We start from the raw sequence: 20,258 nt of genomic DNA on the forward strand, positions 1-20,258 counted from the left end.
CCTTCGCTCTTGTTTCGAAATGCTGGCTCGGCTGGATCGGGTGTGCTGGGGTGGCGAGATGATCGAGGCAACGGATCGAGAGGTCACCGGACATTCCGGAAAGCTGGCGGTGCGGGCGTGGTCGGGCGCCAACCCCGGTTGGATCGCGCTGATCGCGCACGGGTACGGCGAGCACTCCGGGCGGTACCAGTGGGTCGCCGAGCAGTTGGTCGGCGCCCGCGCCCTGGTGTACGCGCCGGATCACCTGGGACACGGCCGTTCACCCGGCGAACGGGTGTACTTCGAGGACGCCGAGACGATCGTGGCCGATCTGGAGAGCCTCCGCCGGGAGGTCGCCGCCGAGCACCCCGAACTGCCGGTCGTCCTCATCGGCCACTCGATGGGCGGCATGCTCGCCGCTCGCTACGCCCAAGAGCACCAGCAGCACCTGGCGGCGGTCGTGCTCTCCGCGCCGGTGCTGGGCACCTGGCACGTGCTCGACCTGCTGGAACACGACGAAATCCCGGACACACCCATCGATCCGGGCACGCTGTCCCGCGATCCCGAGGTCGGCGCGGCATACCTCGCCGACCCGCTGGTCTGGCACGGCCCGTTCAAGCGCGCCACGCTGCAGGCGATCGACGACTGCCTGCTGGCCATCAACGAAGGGCCGACGCTGGACAAACCGACCCTCTGGGTGCACGGCGAGGACGACGAGCTGGTGCCGGAGGCGGACACCCGAACCGGCATCGATCGCATCCGCGGCAACGAGTTCCACGAGCACATCTACCCAGGCGGTCGGCACGAGTTGTTCAACGAGACCAACAAGGCCGAGGTGATGGCCGACGTGCTCACTTTCATCGCCCGAGAACTCAACACCTGACCAACCACTGTTAATAGCTAGCGCGCAAAAATCTCGATCATTACCTGTTTGGGTGAGGCGTGTCGCTTGCGCAGTTGCAGGTCAGACCTACCGCGGGCAGCTTGAGGAGGCCGACGGACGTCGGCCTCCGGCGGCACAGCGCCACCGGGGTGGGTGCGGACCGAGCGAGGTTGGCCATGGACGTCGAGCGCGCGCAGGACCTGATCGGCACTCCGGTGTTCGACCGCAACGGCAACCGGATCGGCCGGGTCGGCAACGTCTACGTCGACGACACGACGCACCAGCCGGAGTGGGTGACCGTCCGGATCGGCGTGCTGGGCGTCCGGGAGACGTTCGTCCCGCTCACCGGCGCGGCCACCGCCGAGAACCGCCTCGACTTGGACGTCTCCAAGGACCGGGTGAAGAACGCGCCGCGCATCGAGGCCGAGCACGGCCACCTGTCCGATGAGGAAGGCCGCGATCTCTACCACTACTACGGCCTGGACCAGGGCGGGCGACCCACCGAAACCGAGCCCGGCGACGAATCCTGACGCCGGACGAGCGGGTCGCTGTCCGGACCACCGGCAGCCCGCTCGGCGACTTCACCTGATCATCCGTTCGACTCCGCGGGATCATGCGGGACAATCCTCCCGCGATGGCTGAGAACACCGAGCTCGAACTGCTGATCACCGTTGTCGTCGGGGCCGACGACGAGCGGTCGGCGCGCGCCGCATGCCGTGGCCTGGTGCAACGCATCGGCGGCCGGATCGTGGCGTCCGGGGACTGCTCCGACGAGGAGCCCGGCTGCTGGTCGGTCACGATCAGCCGGGCCTGTCCGGAAAGCGGGCAACATGTCGCCGGGCTGTCCCGCGCGGTGCGCAATTTCCTCCGCGAGTTGGGCCCCGACTACGCCCGGCACCGGGTGTCCTGCGAGCCGCCGACCGCGTGGACCGTGGTGGACCACCCGGATCTGGTGGGCGATCTGGTCGATGGCGGGGAGCGCCTGCTGGTCGAGGTGTGGGCTGGAGGTTCGCTCCTGCTCGGCCGATCCGACGCGGATCCCGACGAGCCGCCCGAGCCGGTCGCGCCGCGCATCAGCGATTTCGACGAGCAGGGCAACCCGCGGCCGCGCCTGCGGCTGCGGGTGGACGTCGTCACCGAGCGCCGAGCAGGCGCGGAGTGGCCAGCGCGGGCGGTGGCCAGCCGACTGTCGCCCACCGCCACGGTCCTGGAGTACACCGTCGACCCACCGTTGGTGCAGGTGGCGATGGACCTCGGACCGGCGCTCGGCGACCTGGCCGAGATCGTGCTCGGCGCGGTGACCACCCTCGGCGGCAACGGTTGGTCCCGGCTGCAGGTCGACGAGCAGCGCGCCGTCGCCCGGTGGTCGGTCGCGCCGCTACCGCCCTCCGGGGTCGCGAGCATCGAGGTCTCGGCGGTCGACGCGGAACCCGACGAGCCCAGCGCCCAGAAATCCACAGTGGACACCGCAGGACGCGGCTGACCGCACCTGGGGCGATGCCGATCCCGCCGGGGAACGGCACCCGCCAAACCCGGATTAACCTCGACTTTTGCCCTGCCGAGTGATCAATTCCGCAGGTCGTCACGCACCGCGATCGAACCGTGATCAACTCCGCCGACCTGGCTGCGACCCCGGCCGCGCAGAGCGCTAACTTGTGGGCCGTTACAGCGTCATGCACCTCGGAGGACCGGAAACCAGATGGCAGGCGTGGAAGAAGTTCGCGCAGGCATTTCGTTGGCCAACCAGAAGATGCAGGAAGGCATCGCCGCCCTGCAGCAGACCCACCTCGTGCTGGAAGAGGCCCAGGCCGCTCTGGTCACCGCCACCCAGGGCAGCACCCAGGAAGAGATGCAACACGCGCACGGCATGCTCGCCGAGGTGATGCAGACGATCAGCGGCGTGCAGGGCACGCTCAACGCCACGATCACCTCCACCGAGGGCTACGCGGGACGGCTGTAGCGCCGTGTCGGCACTCGACGAACTCATCCAAGCGCTGCAACTCGTGGCGGAACACCTGGAGGAAGCGGGTGTCCACCTCACCACCAGCCGCGCGGCGCTGGCCGAAGCGGAGCAGGCGCTGGTGAAACTCGACCCGGAGCACCCGGAAACCGTGGTCCCGCCGGGCCTGCGCCGCGCAGATGACCAGATCGAGCGAACGCAGGGGATGATCGAGCACGTTCTCAACACGGTGCGCGACTTCGCCACTCGACTGTAGGACGACCGGCGAATCGGCGTTCGGCGCTCAACCGCGCCGTATTCGGCCTCGTGCATCGGTACGCGGCGGGCCTGCCCGGGGTATCGCCGGGTGGTATTTTGATCACGGTCAGTAACACGGGTTCCGAGGTGCGGTGTGGGTAAACGCAACGAACGGCGGAGTCGGGTCGAAGCAGCCTTCGAGCGCCTGCGCACCAGCATCGCCACCGCGCTCGGCGCAGCCGAGAACGAGCACGCTCGCGTTCTCACCGAATGCGCGCAGCAGGAGTTCGCGCTGCGCATCGCGCAGGTCGGGGTGGCCGCCGCGGAGCGCGATCCGGCGGAGATCGCCGATCCGGACAACCCCGAATTCCAGGCCGCGATGCGAGAAGCGTTGCAGGACCGGGCCGAGATCTACGCGGCGTGGACCGAGGGTCCCGAACAGCTCACCGAGCTCGTGACCGCCGCAGCGCCCGGCACCGCCGGAGAGCCGTGGCCGGAATGGCTCGGCCAGATCGGCACCCGAGAAGCCGTCGCGCCGCCGCCGGAGCTGTGGCGGATCGGCACCGCGACCGTTGCGGACGCACCGGATCCGCAACCGTTCCCGGCCGCGATCCCGCTGCTGGACGAGTCGCACCTGCGGATCACCACCGACAAGAACCCCGAAGCCGCCGAAACCGTGGTGCAGAACCTGCTGTTGCGGCTGCTCAGCCACTTCCAGCCCGGCTTGGTGCGCATCCACGTCTGGGATGTCGCGCAGCTGACCGGAACCCTGCCCGGCCTGTACCCGCTGACCCGCGCGGGCCTGCTGACCGCGCACGACCCGACCCGGCTGGACGAGATGCTCGAAACGCTCTCCGACCACATCCGGCGGATCCACACCAGTGCGCTGCTCGGCGGCCACACCTCGCTGCGGTCGCTGGCCGCGGAGACCGGGCACCGCTCGGAGCCGTGGCGCATCGCGGTGCTGTTCGGCAACGGCGAACCCCTGCGCGAGGACCAGCAACAACAATTGCAGCGAATCGCGCGCAACGGCCTGGCCTGCGGCATCCAGCTGATCGTCGTGGACCTGTCGTTGACCGTGAACAGCGCGATCGAGTCCATCAGCCTGCTCGGCGGCGACCGGGCGCGCACCAGCATGACCGGCCAGGAAGCCGTGGTGCAGCTGGACGAATCGCCGTCGCGCAACGAGGTCACCAAGGCGTGCTCGGCGATCGCCGAAGCGTTCCTCGCCCGGCGGGCGCGGGTGCGGACCTTCGACGACCTGGTGCCCGACCAGTTCTGGACGCATCGTTCGACGTCCGGGTTGCAGGCGCCGGTCGGGTTCAGCGAGGGCGAGCCGGTGTGGATCACGCTCGGCGACGGCAGTCCGCACACCCTGATCGGCGGGCCAAGCGGTTCGGGCAAGACGAACTTCCTCTACGGCATGCTCGGCGGGCTCGCGGCCCGCTACTCGCCCGACGAGCTGGAGCTGTACCTGCTGGACTTCAAGGAAGGCGTGTCGTTCGCCCAGTTCACGCCGGGCCGCCGGGATCCGAGCTGGTTGCCGCACGCCCAACTGGTCGGGGTGAACGTCAACACCGACCGCGAATTCGGCTTGGCGCTGCTGCGTTTCCTGGCCGAGGAGATGCGGGAGCGGGCGGCGGTCGCCAAGCAGTACGAGGTCACCAAGCTGGAGGAACTGCGCGCCGAGGACCCGACCGGCCGCTGGCCGCGGATCGTCGCCGTGATCGACGAGTTCCAATACCTCTTCGCCGAGCGCGACCCGGTGACCGCGCAGGCCGCCACGCTGTTGGAGGACGTCGCGCGGCGCGGCCGTTCGCAGGGCATCCACCTGGTGCTGGCCAGCCAGGACGTGTCCGGGATCGAGGCTTTCTGGGGCAAACCCGCGATCTTCGAGCAGTTCATCCTGCGGATCGCGCTGCCCAAGGCGCGGCGGGTGCTGGCCGATCAGAACCTCGCGGCGTTGGAGCTCCCGCGCTGGCACGCGGTCATCAACCACGAGTCGGGTGTCAAGCACGGCAACGAGATCGCGCGGATTGCGGACGCGACCGCCAAGAACACCTTCGACGCGCTGCAGTTGGAGCTCTGGAAGCAGCGGAGCGAGTCCGCGGAGCCGCCGAGGCTGTTCGACGGTTCCAACCTGCCGCAGCTGTCCACACTGGATGATTACGCGCGGCTGCGCGCGCCGGTGGCGACGCCGAAGGTCCTGCTCGGGCAGATCATCGACGTCAACGGCACGGCCGCGGCGGTGCAACTCGCCCGATCACCGGGGCGCAACCTCGCGGTGATCGGTTCGGTGCGGGTGGATGCGACCAGCGTGCTGGGCGCGGCGACGCTTTCCCTTGCCCGCCAGTACGTTCCGGGCAGCATCAAGTTCACCATCGCCGGGCTGCTGGACGACGTGGACGACGACGTCAAGGGCATCGTCGAGGCGTTGCGCGGCGACGGGCACGACGTCGACCTGATCGGTCTGGACGGCATCGAGTCGGCGCTGGCCGCGCTGGCGGAGATGATCGACCAGCGGTCCGGTTCGGATGTGCCGCACTGCCTGGTGCTCTACGCCGCCGACGCGGCGCACACCACCTTGGAGCGCAAGGATCCGACGACTCGGGTCAGCGGGTTGGACCACCTGCGGAAGATCCTCAAGCAGGGCCCGGAGTTGCGGGTGCACGTGATCGGCTGGTGGCGCAGCGCGCAGCGGGTGAAGAACACCCTCGGCATGGGCCCGGTGGACGACATCGGCGCCTGGGTCGCCTTCGACGTGCACGGCCAGGAGTTGGCCGTGTTCGCGGCCGGACAGCTGGTCAACTGGTCGCCGCGAGCGCGCCGCGGCCTGTTCTTCGACCGTGCGGTGCACTCCCGGCCCGAGGTGATCCTGCCATTCGACCTCGGCGAGCAGACCGCACCAGCAGTACCGGCCCAGGGGTCGGCGGACCCGCTGGACGAGGAGATCCGGGAGGAAGCCGGTGACTGAGCAGGTTCCGGCATCGGTCCGGTACAAGGAGATCACCGCACTGGCCACCACCGCCGCGCAGCAGCTGCGCCGCCATGAGCGGGAGCGAGCTGGCGAGCTCGGCGAAGCGGTCGCAGCGGGGCGCAAGCGCCGGGAGGCGGCCGACGAGCGGCGCGAGCAGGTCCGCGAGGACGTGCGCAAGCGGTGGAAGGCCGCGATGGAGGCGCTGTGGGATGAGCGGTGGATGCGGGTCAAGGGCATGCCTGAACCGGACCGCGCCGCGCCACCAGCGACGCCGGAGGAGTCCCGCCGCGAAGTCCAGAGCGCCTACCTGGCGCTGCACGACGCCCTGGAGAAGCGGCGCTTCACCGCAAACCTCCGCCCCCGCCGCAAGAAGGAGTCTTGAAGTTGTTGGGCGGCATGGCCTCGGACAATGCGATGTCATGAACAACGTCCCCGAGCCCGACTACATCCGGGGCCCAGATCGCGCCGACAGATCGATCACGCTCGTCGAATACGACCCCGCATGGGCAGCGCAGTACGAGCGCGAGGCGGAACGAATCCGCGCCGCTCTCGGCTCCCGCGCGCAGCAGGTCGAGCACGCCGGATCGACCTCGGTGCCCGGACTTGCCGCCAAACCGATCCTCGACATCTTGCTAGTCGTCGCCGATTCGGCGCACGAGGCCGCGTACGTGTCAGACCTCGAGGCCGCCGGTTACGCGTTGCACGTCCGGGAACCCGAATGGCTTGAGCACCGGTTGCTCAAGCGGCGGAGCCCGGTGGTGAATCTGCACATCTTCAGCGATGGGTGTCCCGAGGTCGACCGCATGCTGTCGTTTCGGGATCACCTCCGCACGCACCCCGACGAGCGCGACCGCTACTCGCGCGTGAAGCGCGAACTGGCGGCCCGGAAGTGGACTTACGTCCAGGAGTACGCCGATGCCAAGTCATCGGTCGTCGAGGAGATCATTTCCAGGCCATTCGACCAGTAGGTTCCAGCGCCGGGCCAGGAGTCCAGCAGGGACTTGGCGATCGCCGTGTCGCGCTTGGCAGGGTCGGCGGTGCGCTCGCGCAATGCGGTGACGTTGGCTGGTGTCGATCAGGAGCACTAGCTGTAGAACGAGGCGCGGCCGACCCCGGAGACGGCGACCAGCCGTTCCACTCCGACCATGCCGCCTCAACGGCACCGGCTGATCGAGGCCGCGCGATTGGCGGCGTCGTTCGTCGTCTCGCTCAACGCTTCCGCCACGTACCTCGCGGTGTCGCGGGCCGGTGTCATCGGCGCCGCGCCCCTCCAGTTCTCCCCGACCGCACTGTCCTTCGTGGCGGCTGCGTTCATCGTCGTCGGCCTGGTGGTATCGGAGTTCAGGCATCGGGTCGGAGCCGAGCATTGACGTCCACGGCGGGCACCCCGAGCCGGTGGGCGGAAACCCGTGAGCGCTTCGGGCGGCTGTCGCAACCCGAAGCGCTCATCAGTGACAGCCGGTCAGGACATCGAGACCAGGCGGGCGCCGCCGTCGGCTTCGATGACCGTTCCAGTGATGTTCGGGTTGGTGGCCGCCAGGACCACCGCCTCGGCGACGTCGTCGGCCGCCGCGACCCTACCGACGGGCAGGGCCTGCGCGGCCTGGGCGAAGTACGCCGCGCGGGCGTTCTCCGGCAGGCCGCTCCACCACGGCGTGTCGACGACGCCCGGCGAGACCGCGTTGACACGGATCGGTCCGAGCTCCACGGCCAGCGGCTTGACCAGCGCCTCCACCGCGCCGTTGAGCGCGGCGATGCCAGCCGTGCCGGGCATGCTCGCACGCGCCGTGATCGCGCTGAGCAGCGTGATCGAGCCGGATGGCGCGAGGTTCGGCAGCGTCGCCTGGAGGGTGGTCAGGTGCCCCCAGAGCTTCGCGTCGAAGGCCCGGCGCAGCGTCGCCAGATCCAGGTCGGCGAGCGGACCGACGCCTTCAGCACCGCTGAGCGCGATGACCAGCCAGTCGATCGCGCCGACCGCCTCGACCACGGCGGCGATCTCCTCCCGGTTCCCGCCGTCCGCCCGGTGTCCGACCAGTTCCGGGTCGCTTACCGCGATGTCGTCGAGTTTCGCCTTGTCGCGGCCGACCACGTGGACGCTCGCGCCGCGGCCGCGCAGTCGGCGGGCAGTCGCCAGCCCGATGCCCGAGGTACCGCCGACGACCAATGCGGTGTTTCCCATTTCAGTCTCCATTTCGAACCGGTACGTCTCGTATTTATTCTAGGCTAGCATCGTCGGTGATGAACGAGCCATCCGTCACACGTCCCGGCCGCAAGCGGAGCGAGCAGAGCAAGGCGGCGATCCTGGCCGCGACCATCGAACTCGTCGCCGAGATCGGTTACGCAGGTCTGACGATCGAGGGCATCGCGAAGCGCTCCGGTACGGGGAAGCAGACGATCTACCGCTGGTGGCCATCGAAGGCCGACGTGCTGCTCGACGCCGCGGCCACCAAGGCCGACCTGCACATCCCGATCCCGGACGAGGGCGACTTCGCCGCCGACCTCCGCGCGTTCCTCACCGCCACGTACGCGCTCGGCCGAGAACCGCGGGTCATGGCGATGCTGCGGGCGCTGATGGCCGAGGCGCAGATCAACGCCGAGTTCGGCGAGCGGTTCCGGACCGAGTTCCTGCAACGGCGCCGGGACGCGCTCGGCGCGATCCTCGATCGCGCTCAGCAGCGCGGCGACCTGCCGCCGGGCGTCTCCCCGGAGACCATCACCGACATCGTCTTCGGCACCCTCTGGTACCGAGTCCTCGCCGCCGCGGGAACTCTCGACGACCGACTGGCCGACGAGCTGATCGCCGTCCTTACCGAGCCGAGCGGCAGCAGCCTGTAAGCCTGCAAGTGCCAGGGCGCGTCCTTGACCTTGCGCTGCGCGCCGGTACGGGTGGCGAACGTGGCGATCCACCGCGGCATGCGACTGTCCACAGTGCTCTGCGTGTTCCTGACCGGGGAACTCGCCTGGGATGGCGCGGTGACGCTGATGGTCGATGCGGACAACGAGCGCGCGCTCAAGGGCTCGGCTACCGGTACCGCGCGGTCAGCGCGTTGGCCGGATGAGCTTGCCGGGGTTGAGGATGCCCGCCGGATCGACGGCCTTCTTCGCCGCCGCCAGCACCGCCTCGCCGATGTCGCCGATCTCCTCGCTCAGCCACGGCAGGTGATCGGCGCCGATCGCGTGGTGGTGGGTGATCGTGCCGCGTCCGGCGATGGCCTCCGATGCGGCCGTTTTCGCACGCTGCCACTGCCCGAGGGGATCCTCGGCGTCGCGCGCCGCCAGCACCGTGAAGTACAGCGACGCACCCGTCTCGTAGGCGTGCGAAAGGTGGCACATCACGATCGGCGACCTACCGTTGACCTGCAAGTTCCGCACCAGTGCCGTCCGCACGGCGGAGCGCAGTTCGCTGAGCCCGCTCCAGTGCGTCGCGGTCTCCAGCGTCTCGACGCACACACCGCGGTCCAGCAGGGCGTCCCGCTGCCGCGGCCCGGAGAACCGATGCGCTCGCCAGGATTCGCCGACTGGACGGCCGAGGCGCACCGTGCGGACGTCGCGCAACGCGTGCAAGGTCGCGGCACGCCGCTGCTTCAGCTCAGCGCGCGAACCGGCGTCCCAACCGAGCACCAACAGGCAGGGCTGCCGGATTCCCTTGCCCCGCAAGAGGGTCTTCAACCCGCGAGCCTTGACCCCGCCGGAGAGCTCGAACTGCACCTCGGTTTCGTCCACATCGGACAACCGGGTCACCTCGGCCAGCACGCGCTCCTGCGCGAGGGTGCGCACCGCGTCCACCCCGGCCTGCCAGCCGTCCAGCACCAGCGCCTCGTACCGGCTCCGAACCGGCGCGGGCCGAACTCGCAGGGCCACCTCGGTGATCACGCCGAGCGCGCCCTCGCTGCCGATCACGAGCTGGCGCAGATCGGGACCGGCCGCCGAAGCCGGTGCCACCCCGAGCCGCCACTCGCCGACCGGGGTCGCCAGCCGGATGCCCTGCACCATCTCCTCGAATCGGCCGTAACCCGCCGATGCCTGACCGGCCGACCGGGTCGCGGCGAATCCGCCGATGGTGGCCCGCTCGAACGACTGCGGGAAGTGGCCCAGCGTGAATCCGTGCGCGCCCAGCGTTGCTTCCGCGTCCACCGCACGCATTCCGGCCTGCACCACCACGATCCGCGAGCCGGGGTCGAGCGAGACCACCCGGTCCAGCCGGGCCAGGTCCAGCGCGACCACCGCGGCCTTGTCGCCGCGCTGCGCATCGACACCGCCGACCACCGAAGTGCCGCCGCCGAACGGGACGACGGCGATGTCGTACCGGCCGCAGATCTCCAGAACCCCTTGCACCAGAACGGGATCCGCAGGCAGCAGCACCGCGTCGGGAACCGCGAACCGAGTACCGTCGCGTCGCCGGAGGAGGTCGGAGTAGGACAGCCCACCGGCCCGGCCGAGCCGCGCGACCTCGTCGGTCAGCACGTGCTGCTCGCCGATCAGCGCCGCGAGTTCGGCGCGGGCCGCCTCGGGCAAGGCGCTTTCGGGGACGTCGAGCAGCGAGGCGGGCACCGCTGGAGTCGCGGTCTCCGCCAGCCCGATGCGTTGCCGCAGCCAGCGCAGCGCGGCTGCGGACAACGGCGCAGCCGCCGCACCCGATGGGGTCCAGCTGCCGCGGAGGGTGTGTTCGATCAGGCCGCTCACCAGTACAGTGTTACATGTGGCGTCGCAATGTCACAGCTCGCAGTGTCACAGCACCGAGCGCGAGGTCCGCGCGGCACCGAACCGGGTCGGTGAGGCCGACCTGCTGCGCGCGGCGCGGGAGTGCGTGCTCGCCAACGGCGTCCGGCGCACCACGTTGACCGACATCGCCCGCCGCGCCGGGGTCAGCCGGATGACGCTGTACCGGCGGTTCCCCGACGTCGACAGCCTGGTCACCGCGTTAATGACAGTGGAGTTCCGGGAGATCCTGCAACTGGCCAGCGCCGAGCACACCACCGGCACCGCACGGCACCGCCTGGTCACCGCGACGGTGCACGGCGTTCGGCTGCTGCAATCGGCACCGCTGTTGCAGCGGGTCCTGGAGACCGATGCCGAACTCCTGCTGCCTTACCTGGTCGATCGGCTCGGCAGCACCCAACTCGTCGCCGAGGGCTTCCTCCGCGAATACCTCGTGCAGGGGCACGCGGACGGGTCGATCCGCCGTGCCGACTCCGCTGTCCAGGCGCGCGCCCTACTGCTGCTGGTGCAGTCGTTCGTCATCTCCACCGGCCCGGCCGCCAGCGGCATCGACCCGGCGGCCCTGACCGCCGAACTCGCCCGGCTGCTCGACGCGGCCCTGCGCCCGGAGGTCTCCGATGCCGACCTCCGCAATCCTGGGACGCCCGCTGGTACCACACCGATCCGCCCGGAGTTCCGATGATCACCACGCCGTTGCCCGCCGGTTCGCTGCGCGCCACCTCGCTGAACGCCGCGCGCCGAGCCGCCGATCTGTCCGCAGTGGCCGAAGAGCAGGTGGATCTGCTGGTGGTCGGCGGCGGGGTCACCGGCACCGGGGTGGCCCTCGACGCGGCAGCCCGCGGCCTGTCCGTCGCACTCGTCGAAGCCGAAGACCTCGCCTGGGGAACCTCGCGCTGGTCCAGCAAGCTGGTGCACGGCGGACTCCGGTACCTGGCCCACGGCGACGTCACCCTGGCCCACGAAAGCGCCGCCGAACGCCACGTGCTGATGACGCGCACCGCGCCGCACCTCGTGCGGACGCTCCCGCAGCTCATCCCGCTGCACAGCAGCGTGTCGCGCCGCTCCGAGCTGCTGCTCGCCGCCGGGCTCCGCGCGGGCGACGCGCTGCGCCGAGCCGCTCGCACGCCGTCGGACGTGCTCCCGCCTCCCCGGCGGATCCCCGCCGCGGAGGCGCTCGCACTCGTTCCGGGCCTGCGCTCCGCCCAGCTGCGCGGCGGCCTGCTCGGCTTCGACGGCCAGCTCGTCGACGACGCACGCCTGGTCGTCGCGCTCGCGCGCACCGCCGCTGGCTTCGGTGCGCGCATCCTCACCCGGCTGCGCGTGCAGCGGCTCGACGGCGATGGGGCCGACGCGGTCGACCAGCTCAGCGGCGCTCCGCTGCGGATCCGGGCTCGGTCGGTGGTGAACGCGACCGGTGTCTGGGCCGGGGAGCTGGCACCGGATGTCCGGCTGCGACCGTCGCGCGGCTCGCACCTGGTGGTCGACGCGGATGCCGCCGGGATCGCCGGAACCGCGCTGATCGCGCCGATGCCGGGTGGCGCGGGCCGGTTCCTGCTGCTCCTGCCGCAGCCTGACGGCCACGCCCTGCTCGGGTTGACCGACGAGCCGGTGCCCGGCCCGATCCCGGCCGTCCCGGAGGTCCCGCAGTCCGATGTGGACTTCCTGCTGGCGGCGGTTCGCGATCTGCTCGGGCAGCCGTTGGGGCGCGAGCACGTGCTCGGTTCGTTCGCCGGACTGCGCCCGCTGCTGGAGCAGCCGCGGCGCAAGCAGTCGGCCGACCTCTCCCGCAGGCATGCCGTGCTGACCTCACCGGATGGCGTGGTGACCGTGGTCGGCGGGAAGCTCACCACCTACCGGAAGATGGCCGCCGACGCGGTTGATGCGGCGGTCGGCGCTGGTGGGCTCTCCGCCGGGCCGTCGCGCACCGCGGCCATCGCCCTGGTCGGGGCGGCGCCGCGACGCCACCTGCCCGACATCGAGGCAGCGGCGCGACTGGTCGCGAAGTACGGCACCGAGGCAGCGCGCGTCGCGGCGTTGGCCGAGCTGGACCCGGACCTGGCGGAACCGGTCGCGCCGGGCCTGCGGCTCACCGCCGCGGAGGTGCTGTGGGCGGTGCGGCACGAGGGCGCGCTGGACGCCGACGACGTCCTGGACCGGCGCAGTCGCATCGGGCTGAACACCGCGGACCGCGAATCGGCCCGCTCGGCGGTCGAGGACCTCGTGGAACGCGCCCTGCACGGCGTCTCGGCCGGGTGACGCCCCATTCGAGCGGTGAGTGGATCCGGATACGGATCGGCCCCGGTGACCGGCCGGGGGCCGGTGTCCGGGGCCGCAACTGCTCGGTCGCGTCAGCGCCCGAGAAAGGATTCAGGTTTCGATTCAGCGCTGGCCGATCGCGGTGTAGGCACGCTCCGCCGAACCGCTGTACACCTGCCGCGGGCGGCTGATCTTGCGGGCCGGGTCCTCCAGCATCTCCCGCCAGTGCGCGATCCAGCCGGGCAGCCGACCGAGCGCGAACAGCACGGTGAAGAACTTCGTCGGGAAGCCCATCGCCTTGTAGATCAACCCGGTGTAGAAGTCGACGTTCGGGTAGAGCTTGCGGTCGATGAAGTAGTCGTCGGCGAGCGCCTTCTCCTCCAACTTCAGGGCGATGTCCAGCAGCGGGTCGTTCGCGCCGAGCTTGCCCAACACCTCGTCGGCGGTCTTCTTGATGATCGCCGCGCGCGGGTCGTAGTTCTTGTAAACCCGGTGCCCGAAGCCCATCAGGCGTACACCGGGCTCCTTGTTCTTGACCCGGTTCACGAACGAATCGACATCCCCGCCGTTGGCGTTGATGCCCTCCAACATCTCCAGCACCGCGCTGTTGGCGCCGCCGTGCAGCGGGCCGAACAGGGCGTTGATGCCCGCCGAGATGCTGGCGAACAGGTTCGCCTCCGAAGAGCCGACCATCCGCACCGTCGACGTGGAGCAGTTCTGCTCGTGGTCGGCGTGCAGGATGAACAGCAGGTCGAGGGCGCGGGTCATGACCGGGTCGACCTCGTAGGGCTCGGCGGGGAATCCGAAGGTCATCCGGAGGAAGTTCTCCACCAGGCCGAGCGAGTTGTCCGGGTACAGGAACGGCTGGCCGACCGACTTCTTGTAGGCGTAGGCCGCGATGGTCGGCAGCTTGGCCAGTAGGCGGACGGTGGACAGCTCCACCTGGTCCCGGTCGAAGGGGTTGAGGCTGTCCTGGTAGAAGGTGGACAGCGCGGAGACCGCGGAGGACAGCACCGGCATCGGGTGCGCGTCCCGCGGGAAGCCGTCGAAGAACTGCTTGAGGTCTTCGTGCAGCAGGGTGTGCCGCCGGATCCGATCGGCGAAGTCGTCGTACTGCTGCTGGGTCGGCAGCTCACCGTAGATCAGCAGATAGCTGACCTCGATGAAGTTGGACTTGGCCGCGAGCTCCTCGATCGGGTAGCCGCGGTAGCGGAGGATGCCAGCGTCACCGTCGATGTAGGTGATGTCGGAGGTGCAGGCCGCCGTATTGACGAAGCCCGGATCCAACGTCACCAAACCGGTCTGAGCCAGCAACTTGCCGAGGTCCACACCAGGTGCACCCTCGGTCGGCTGCATCACCTGCATTTCGTGCTCGCCGGCGTCATAGCGCAGCGCGACGGTACGTTTGGCGGTCACGTCGTCGGGCATTCGGGAACCTCTCGCGCTCGTCGGGGTGCGCTGTGAAGACGACCAGCGTGTCCAGCCAAGCGGCAGGGCTGCGTTGTTGTCGCCCGCGCGCCGGTCGGGGTGTCCGAACCGCCGCCAGCACCACCCCGTTGGGGTCCTGTCAGTAGTCACGCTAGACCGCTGTGGGGTCCCAGCGCAGCAATCGCGTTTCGGCTTTTTGGCAGGTGGGACCACGATCACATCCCATCCGGCCGTTCGCGACCGCCGACCCTCGACACTCCGGAGCCGGACGGGCCGGTCATCGTGACCAACCAGCCCATCCGATCGGGCTAACCAGTGTTGGGATCAACGGCGGTGACGCGGTTGAGCTCACAGGGTGGTGTCGCGCACGTATTCGCCGGTCGGATCACCAGGACAGCTCGTTCGCCCACGGCGGCTCGGCGCCGGGGCGGGACACCGTGACCGCGGCCGCGGCAGCGGCGAAGCGCAGCGCCTGTTCCCACTGCGCGCGGTCGAGCGCGCGAACGGCGTCCGCCGAGAGCGCGTCGTGGCGGTGCAGCCAGGCCAGCAGCGCGGCCTGCACGGTGTCGCCCGCGCCGATGGTGTCGGCCACCTGGGCGCGCACGCCCGGAACGGTCACCGGCTCCCCGTCGCCGGTCACCGCCGTCAGCCCGTCGGCTCCGCGGGTCAGCACCACCGCCGCCGGGCCGCGCCGCTGCCAGTCGCGGGCCGCTTCGAGCACGTCCTGGTCACCGGCCAACCACTCGGCGTCGTCGTCGGAAACCTTCAGCAGGCCCACCGATGGCAGCCAGGCGGCGAACCGGGCACGGTAGGCGTCGGCGTCGGTGATCAGATCGGCGCGGATGTTCGGGTCCAGCGCGATGAACCGGCCGCGTTCGGCTTCCCGGAACAGCACCTTCTCGTACACCGACGCGCCGGGTTCGAGCACCATGCCGAGGGTGCCCAGGCAGACCGCGGTGGTCTGCTCCGGCAGCGGCCGGTCCGCGACGAAGCGGGCGGCGGTGCCCTCGGTGTGGAAGCTGTAGCGGGCCGAACCGTTCTCGGCGAGCCCGACCACCGCCAGCGTCGTCGGCTCCGGACCGCGCTGCACCAGCTCGACGTCCACGTTGCAGGCGCGCAACCGCTCGAACAGCTTGTCGCCGAACTGGTCGGTGGACAGGCGGGCGAAGAACGCGACTGGAATCCCGAGTCGTCCCAAGGCGATGGCGACGTTGTACGGCCCGCCGCCGAGCCGCGGGTGCAGCGGTCCGAGTTCACCGTCCGCTGTGGACGGGTCCGGAACGAGGTCGACGAGCGCCTCGCCGCCGATGACGATCACATTTCCTCCACTTTGTGCTCAACTCCCGCACCTGCGGTCAGCCCGCCGAGCAGGAACTGCGATAACGCCGCGAAGGCGGCCGCGTCCGACAAGCCGGTGCGTTCGCCGAACTCACCGCGCTGGATGCCGACGATGGTGCGGCCGACCATCTCGCCGACGAACCCGGCGTGCACCTCCCGGAACACGCCCTGGCGCACGCCGGTGCGGATGAAACCGCGGATCCGGTCGGCGGCCGCGTGCGCGTTGGCCTCGTAGGTCGCGCGGGTCGAGAGGTTGGCGGCCATGTCGTCGATGAACTCGCGAGACGCCGGGCGCAGCGCCTCCGCCGCCGCTTCCAGGTACACCCGCACCTTCTCCGGCACGTCCTCGGTCACCGCGACCCGCTGCTCGATGCGCTCCGTGGCGCACTTGAAGTAGTGCGCGACGACGCGGACCGCGAGCTGCTCCTTGCTGCCCGCCAGCGTGTAGAGCGTCGATTTGGAGCAGTGCAGCCGCGCGGCGAGGTCGTCGAGCGTGAAGTGCGCGAACCCCTCCGCGAGGAACAGGTCGCGCAGCCGGTCCAGCAGCTCGGCCCGGCGCGCGTTCACCTGCCGATTGCGGCCTTGGGAGGTGGTCATCGCTGGAAGCCTGCCACAGCACGTCGGCGGATTGCGCGGGTTCCCCCTGGTGGGACTTGCGAGTACTCTGGTAGATCCTACAGTACTCATATCAGTACTGGAACCAGGAGGGCGAACCGCCATGCCTGTCCAACGCCTGCTTCCCACCCCAGAAGCCACCGGCCTGCTCGCGCTGACCCGCGACATCGCCCACGACAAGCTCGTCGAACGGGCCGCGGCCGACGAAGCCGCGGCGAAGTTCCCGCGCGACGTCTTCGCACTGCTCGGCGAGGCCGGACTCCTCGGCCTGCCCTACCCGGAGGAGTACGGCGGCGGCGCGCAGCCGTACGAGGTCTACCTGCAGGTGCTGGAGGAGCTCAGCAGCGCGTGGATGACCGTCGGCGTCGGGCTGTCGGTGCACACCATGAGCTGCTACCCGCTGGCCCACTTCGGCACCCCGGAGCAGCGGTCGCGCTGGCTGCCGGAGATGATCGGCGGCCGCCAGCTCGGTGCGTACGCGCTGTCCGAGCCGCACGCCGGTTCCGACGCGGCAGCGCTGAGCACCCGAGCCGTTCGCGAGGGCGACTCGTACGCCGTCACCGGCGCGAAGGCGTGGATCACCCACGGCGGGATCGCGGACTTCTACACGCTCATGGCCCGGACCTCGGACAACGGGCCGCACGGAATCAGCTGCCTGCTGGTCGACGGTGCCACGGCAGGGCTTTCGGCGGGCACCCCGGAGCACAAGATGGGGCTCAGCGGATCGCCGACCACACCGCTGTACTTCGAGGACGCGCGGGTGCCCGCGGAGCGGCTCATCGGAACCGAAGGCGACGGGCTGAAGATCGCGCTGGCGGCGCTGGACTCCGGTCGGCTCGGCATCGCCGCGTGCGCGGTCGGGCTGGCACAGGCCGCGCTGGACCTCGCCGTGGACTACGCGAAGCAGCGGCAGCAGTTCGGACGGCCGATCATCGAGTTCCAGGGCTTGGAGTTCCTGCTGGCCGACATGGCCGCGGCCGTGCACTCGGCGCGGGCCACCTACCTGGACGGGGCGCGGCGGCGGGATGCCGGGCTGCCGTTCGGCCACCAGGCGTCGATCGCGAAGCTCATCGCGACCGACGCGGCGATGAAAGTGACCACCGACGCGGTCCAGGTGCTCGGCGGTGCGGGCTACACCTGCGACTTCCCGGCGGAGCGCTACATGCGCGAAGCCAAGGTCCTGCAGATCTTCGAGGGCACCAACCAGATCCAACGGATGCTCATCGGCCGCCACCTCGCCCGCCCCTGAGCCTCGGGCGGCCGGGCGATTTCGCGCGAAACTCCCACTTCCCGCACGGAAGGAGCGCCGATCTCGCGCGAAATCGGCAACCGCGTCAGAGCGGGGTGAGACCCCAGTGGCCGATCCAGGTCTCGCCGGGTTGCAGGACCAGGAGGTCGGTGCCCGAGTTCAGCGCGTCCGGCGGGCAGGTCATCGGTTCGATCGCGATCGCCCGGCCCCGGCCGGGGAAGTCGTCCGCGGTGTAGACCTGGACCCACTTGAACACCGGGTCGGCCCACAACTGGACACCGTGCCCGCCGGGATCGGTGAGCGCGTGCCGCACCAACTGCTGCGGGTCGTCCGGTGCCGGTGTCGCACCGCCGAAAGCGGTGTCGAGCAGCACACCCGCCAACCGACGTCCGGAGCGGAAGTCCACTTCGTCGCCCTGCAAAGCGCGCGGCGGTCGCACCGGGAGCAGCCGTTCGGCGTCCACCGGCAGCACTGTCGCGGCGGCCAGGCGCAGCGTGCATTCGTCGGTTTCGGCGTTGCCAGCGCGGGGGAACGGGTGCACGCCGACGCCGAACGGGGTCGCACGGGAGCCGAGGTTCTCCACGGTGTGCGTCACCGTCAAGCCGTCCGAGTCCAGCGCATACCCGATGGACGTCAGCAGCGGCACCGGCCAACCCGGCTGCGCGGGCACCATCGCGTGCAAGACCACTGTGGACTCGGCGTGTTCCACGAGGGTCCACGCGGTGTGCTGGAGCAGGCCGTGGATCGCGTTCTGCCGCGCGGGCTCGGTGAGCGCGAGTTGCTGCGGCTCGCCGTCGAGCCGCCAGCGCCCGTCGGCGACCCGGTTCGGCCACGGCACCAGGACACCGCCAGCGCTGGCGGGCGGCGGTCGGTCCGCGTCGTAGGTCTCCGCGTAGGGCACCCCGTCGACTTCGAAGGCCCGAAGTGCCGCGCCGACCTCGGTGACCACGGCCCGCGCGCCGCCGAAGCTGATTTCGAACTGCCGCCCAGTGGCGGGAACAGGATCGTGCACCCAACCACTGTAGAAGCATCCGCGAGCCCACAACCGGCCCGGACAGGGATGGCGTGAGGGGCACCCTTCACCAACTAACTTGGTAAAGGGTGCCCCTCACGCCTCACCTGAATCGGGTCACTTCGCCAGCTTGGCGGCGTCGAACTCCTGCCGCCCGCCCACGAAGTAGTTGATCGCCCAGAAGACCACGCCGATGCCCAGCAGGATCCCGGCGATGATGTACTCCGTGGCCGGTCGGCCGGACAGCGGGCTGGCGAAGAACGCGCAGGTCAGCGCACCCAGCACGGGCATCCAAGTGGGCGCCTTGAAGTGCTGGTGCTCGACCTTGTCCTTGCGCAGCACCAGAACCGCCACGTTGACCACCGCGAACACCGCGAGCAACAGCAGCGACGTGGTGCTGCCCAGGTCGGCGATCTCCAGCGAGCTCACCAGGATCACCGCGATGAGGCTGGTGAACAGGATCGACACCCACGGGGTGCGCCGCGTGGGGTGCACCCGGCCGAACTGCCGCGAGATGATCTTCTCCTGCGACATGCCGTAGACCAACCGGCTGGCCATCAGCATGTTGATCAGCGCGGTGTTGGTCACCGCGAACAGTGCGATCAGCGAGAACAGGAGCGGCGGGAACCACGGCGCGGCGGCCTTGACGACCAGCAGCAACGGCCCGTCGGATTCGGCGAGCTTGTCGGTGGGCACCAACGTCGAGGTGATCAGCGCGATCAGCAGGTAGATCGAGGCCGTGATGACCATGCCCAGCAGCAGGGCCCGCGGGAAGTTCTTGGCCGGGTTCTTGGTCTCCTCGGCCATGTTCACCGAGTCCTCGAAGCCGACCATCGCGAAGAACGCCAGCGCGGTCGCCGAGGTGATCGCCAGCAGCGGCGTGGTTTCGGTGTTGAACTGCATCAACCGACTCGGGTCCGGCTCCACGTCGGCGCTGTGCGCACCGGCGAAGATCGCGTAGAGGCCGAAGACGATCACGATCGCCAACCCGGTGAGTTCCACGCAGGTCAGCACCACGTTCATCTTCACCGACTCGCCGACGCCGCGGAAGTTGATCGCGGCCAGCAGCAGCAGGAAGCCGATCGCCACCAACCAGGAAACCGACGACACCCCCTCGCCGAAGATGCCCTCCAGGTAATCACCGCTGAACGCCTGCGCGGCCGACGAGGCGGAGGTGATACCGGAACACATCACCGCGAATGCGATCACGAAGGTCAGGAAGTGCACGCCGAACGCCTTGTGCACGTACAGCGGGGCGCCGCCCGCCTTCGGGTACTTGCCGACCAGCTCCAGGTAGCTGAACGCGGTCAGGAAGGCGACGACGAACGCGACCAGGAACGGAATCCACAGCGCGCCGCCGACCAAGCCCGCGACCTTGCCGGTCAAGGAGTAGATGGTGGTGCCGAGGATGTCCCCCACTACGAAGAAGAGCAGCAGTTTCGGGCCCATCACCTTCTTGAGGCCAGGCTCCTGCGCACCGCCGGGCGCGTCGTTCACGGTCGTTTCGTTGGCCATAGCTGAGAAGTGTGCAGGTTGGGTCGACGGCTTGTCTGCCCACCCCTGGTCGAACCGCACTGCTGCGGTCGGATCAGGCTGGGCGAAGTG

20 protein-coding genes are annotated in these 20,258 nt (G+C 69.8%); 13 read left to right on the forward strand and 7 right to left on the reverse strand.

The annotated features are described in order from the left end of the window. From MOQ72_RS37565 to MOQ72_RS37605, 9 genes are all read left to right on the forward strand, one after another. The coding region (locus MOQ72_RS37565) for an alpha/beta hydrolase (RefSeq protein ID WP_242190688.1) at positions 1-862 on the forward strand (862 nt) is incomplete at its 5' end. A gap of 101 nt (positions 863-963) precedes the next feature. Continuing rightward, positions 964-1,392, forward strand: coding sequence for a PRC-barrel domain-containing protein (locus MOQ72_RS37570; RefSeq protein ID WP_242190689.1), 429 nt, complete (start codon positions 964-966; stop codon positions 1,390-1,392). A gap of 104 nt (positions 1,393-1,496) precedes the next feature. Then, positions 1,497-2,345, forward strand: a complete 849-nt coding sequence (locus tag MOQ72_RS37575) for a hypothetical protein (RefSeq protein ID WP_242190690.1) — start codon at positions 1,497-1,499, stop codon at positions 2,343-2,345. 216 nt (positions 2,346-2,561) lie between these two features. Beyond that, the gene (locus tag MOQ72_RS37580; protein ID WP_242190691.1) at positions 2,562-2,822 is read left to right on the forward strand and encodes a hypothetical protein; all 261 of its coding nucleotides are present in this window, start codon (positions 2,562-2,564) and stop codon (positions 2,820-2,822) included. Positions 2,823-2,826: 4 nt separating this feature from the next. Then, complete coding sequence (locus tag MOQ72_RS37585; protein WP_242190692.1) at positions 2,827-3,078, forward strand: hypothetical protein; 252 nt, start codon at positions 2,827-2,829, stop codon at positions 3,076-3,078. 135 nt (positions 3,079-3,213) lie between these two features. Continuing rightward, positions 3,214-6,033, forward strand: a complete 2,820-nt coding sequence (locus MOQ72_RS37590; protein ID WP_242190693.1) for an FtsK/SpoIIIE domain-containing protein — start codon at positions 3,214-3,216, stop codon at positions 6,031-6,033. Next, entirely contained in the window at positions 6,026-6,418 is a 393-nt protein-coding gene (locus MOQ72_RS37595) for a hypothetical protein (RefSeq protein WP_242190694.1), read from the forward strand. The genes MOQ72_RS37590 and MOQ72_RS37595 overlap by 8 nt, the downstream gene beginning before the upstream one ends. A gap of 37 nt (positions 6,419-6,455) precedes the next feature. Further along, complete coding sequence (locus MOQ72_RS37600; protein ID WP_242190695.1) at positions 6,456-7,004, forward strand: GrpB family protein; 549 nt, start codon at positions 6,456-6,458, stop codon at positions 7,002-7,004. A 177-nt stretch (positions 7,005-7,181) separates the two neighbouring features. Beyond that, complete coding sequence (locus MOQ72_RS37605; RefSeq protein WP_242190696.1) at positions 7,182-7,406, forward strand: hypothetical protein; 225 nt, start codon at positions 7,182-7,184, stop codon at positions 7,404-7,406. 92 nt (positions 7,407-7,498) lie between these two features. Here the strand turns inward: MOQ72_RS37605 and MOQ72_RS37610 are convergent, their stop codons facing one another. After that, positions 7,499-8,215, reverse strand: coding sequence for an SDR family oxidoreductase (locus MOQ72_RS37610; protein ID WP_242190697.1), 717 nt, complete (start codon positions 8,213-8,215; stop codon positions 7,499-7,501). Positions 8,216-8,274: 59 nt separating this feature from the next. Here MOQ72_RS37610 and MOQ72_RS37615 point away from each other — a divergent pair, with 59 nt between their 5' ends. Continuing rightward, positions 8,275-8,871, forward strand: a complete 597-nt coding sequence (locus MOQ72_RS37615; RefSeq protein WP_242190698.1) for a TetR/AcrR family transcriptional regulator — start codon at positions 8,275-8,277, stop codon at positions 8,869-8,871. Positions 8,872-9,075: 204 nt separating this feature from the next. Here the strand turns inward: MOQ72_RS37615 and MOQ72_RS37620 are convergent, their stop codons facing one another. Next, a complete protein-coding gene (locus MOQ72_RS37620; RefSeq protein WP_242190699.1) occupies positions 9,076-10,719 on the reverse strand; it encodes an FAD-binding oxidoreductase in 1,644 nt (547 codons plus the stop codon). Positions 10,720-10,735: 16 nt separating this feature from the next. On the opposite strand from MOQ72_RS37620, the gene MOQ72_RS37625 reads away from it, so the two are divergent. Then, the gene (locus tag MOQ72_RS37625; RefSeq protein WP_242190700.1) at positions 10,736-11,437 is read left to right on the forward strand and encodes a TetR/AcrR family transcriptional regulator; all 702 of its coding nucleotides are present in this window, start codon (positions 10,736-10,738) and stop codon (positions 11,435-11,437) included. Next, positions 11,434-13,011: a glycerol-3-phosphate dehydrogenase/oxidase gene (locus MOQ72_RS37630; RefSeq protein ID WP_242190701.1), complete on the forward strand. Its 1,578-nt coding sequence runs from the start codon at positions 11,434-11,436 to the stop codon at positions 13,009-13,011. Before MOQ72_RS37625 ends, MOQ72_RS37630 begins: the two co-directional genes overlap by 4 nt. A 123-nt stretch (positions 13,012-13,134) precedes the next feature. On the opposite strand, the gene MOQ72_RS37635 is transcribed toward MOQ72_RS37630, so the two are convergent. The 3 genes from MOQ72_RS37635 to MOQ72_RS37645 all read right to left on the reverse strand — a co-directional run bounded on the left by MOQ72_RS37635 (position 13,135) and on the right by MOQ72_RS37645 (position 16,374). Further along, positions 13,135-14,439 (reverse strand): citrate synthase, encoded by a 1,305-nt coding sequence (locus tag MOQ72_RS37635; protein ID WP_242190702.1) that lies wholly within the window; start codon positions 14,437-14,439, stop codon positions 13,135-13,137. Between the two features lie 385 nt (positions 14,440-14,824). Beyond that, the gene (locus MOQ72_RS37640) at positions 14,825-15,757 is read right to left on the reverse strand and encodes a carbohydrate kinase family protein (protein WP_242190703.1); all 933 of its coding nucleotides are present in this window, start codon (positions 15,755-15,757) and stop codon (positions 14,825-14,827) included. Then, positions 15,754-16,374, reverse strand: a complete 621-nt coding sequence (locus tag MOQ72_RS37645) for a TetR/AcrR family transcriptional regulator (protein WP_242190704.1) — start codon at positions 16,372-16,374, stop codon at positions 15,754-15,756. Before MOQ72_RS37645 ends, MOQ72_RS37640 begins: the two co-directional genes overlap by 4 nt. A 121-nt stretch (positions 16,375-16,495) precedes the next feature. Here MOQ72_RS37645 and MOQ72_RS37650 point away from each other — a divergent pair, with 121 nt between their 5' ends. Further along, positions 16,496-17,641, forward strand: coding sequence for an acyl-CoA dehydrogenase family protein (locus MOQ72_RS37650; protein ID WP_242190705.1), 1,146 nt, complete (start codon positions 16,496-16,498; stop codon positions 17,639-17,641). Positions 17,642-17,726: 85 nt separating this feature from the next. Here MOQ72_RS37650 and MOQ72_RS37655 read toward each other — a convergent pair whose 3' ends face one another. After that, complete coding sequence (locus tag MOQ72_RS37655) at positions 17,727-18,653, reverse strand: aldose 1-epimerase family protein (protein ID WP_242190706.1); 927 nt, start codon at positions 18,651-18,653, stop codon at positions 17,727-17,729. A gap of 117 nt (positions 18,654-18,770) precedes the next feature. Then, positions 18,771-20,168, reverse strand: coding sequence for an APC family permease (locus MOQ72_RS37660; protein WP_242190707.1), 1,398 nt, complete (start codon positions 20,166-20,168; stop codon positions 18,771-18,773). Positions 20,169-20,258 lie beyond the last annotated feature (90 nt).

Source organism: Saccharopolyspora soli (genome assembly GCF_022678645.1).
In the GTDB taxonomy this organism is placed as follows: Bacteria; Actinomycetota; Actinomycetes; order Mycobacteriales; family Pseudonocardiaceae; genus Saccharopolyspora; species Saccharopolyspora soli.

Excerpts from the sequence above, each read along its gene's own strand:
- MOQ72_RS37605 (WP_242190696.1), top strand. The coding sequence starts at position 7,182 with ATGCCGCCTCAACGGCACCGGCTGATCGAGGCCGCGCGATTGGCGGCG.
- MOQ72_RS37650 (WP_242190705.1), top strand. The coding sequence starts at position 16,496 with ATGCCTGTCCAACGCCTGCTTCCCACCCCAGAAGCCACCGGCCTGCTC.
- MOQ72_RS37575 (WP_242190690.1), top strand. The coding sequence starts at position 1,497 with ATGGCTGAGAACACCGAGCTCGAACTGCTGATCACCGTTGTCGTCGGG.
- MOQ72_RS37610 (WP_242190697.1), bottom strand. The coding sequence starts at position 8,215 with ATGGGAAACACCGCATTGGTCGTCGGCGGTACCTCGGGCATCGGGCTG.
- MOQ72_RS37615 (WP_242190698.1), top strand. The coding sequence starts at position 8,275 with ATGAACGAGCCATCCGTCACACGTCCCGGCCGCAAGCGGAGCGAGCAG.
- MOQ72_RS37580 (WP_242190691.1), top strand. The coding sequence starts at position 2,562 with ATGGCAGGCGTGGAAGAAGTTCGCGCAGGCATTTCGTTGGCCAACCAG.
- MOQ72_RS37600 (WP_242190695.1), top strand. The coding sequence starts at position 6,456 with ATGAACAACGTCCCCGAGCCCGACTACATCCGGGGCCCAGATCGCGCC.
- MOQ72_RS37630 (WP_242190701.1), top strand. The coding sequence starts at position 11,434 with ATGATCACCACGCCGTTGCCCGCCGGTTCGCTGCGCGCCACCTCGCTG.
- MOQ72_RS37635 (WP_242190702.1), bottom strand. The coding sequence starts at position 14,439 with ATGCCCGACGACGTGACCGCCAAACGTACCGTCGCGCTGCGCTATGAC.
- MOQ72_RS37645 (WP_242190704.1), bottom strand. The coding sequence starts at position 16,374 with ATGACCACCTCCCAAGGCCGCAATCGGCAGGTGAACGCGCGCCGGGCC.
- MOQ72_RS37660 (WP_242190707.1), bottom strand. The coding sequence starts at position 20,168 with ATGGCCAACGAAACGACCGTGAACGACGCGCCCGGCGGTGCGCAGGAG.